The organism is Oleiphilus sp. HI0061 (genome assembly GCF_001635675.1).
In genome coordinates, this window is the sequence record NZ_LWFE01000903.1 from 1 (window position 1) to 202 (window position 202).

Annotated in this window: 1 pseudogene; it reads right to left on the bottom strand. The window is 43.1% G+C overall.

Annotated features, from left to right (window positions below):
• A pseudogene (locus A3735_RS30830) lies at positions 1–202 on the bottom strand (histidine kinase); the annotation flags it as partial.

Sequence of the window (202 nt, forward strand, 5' to 3'; positions counted from 1 at the left end):
GACGTCGACAATGGCTGTTTCCTCGTCGACGGAGAAAATTATTGGGGTCATAATATCGCCTACTTCTACTGGAAGTTTGGCCATGCCTTCAAAAATCATCATACGTAAGCGTCTTGCTTCGAGCTTCTCTTCTTCGCTGAGCTGTTCCTCATAAGAGCTATCAACAGAATTTAAGTGGAAGTCGGCAATATCTTTAAGTGTA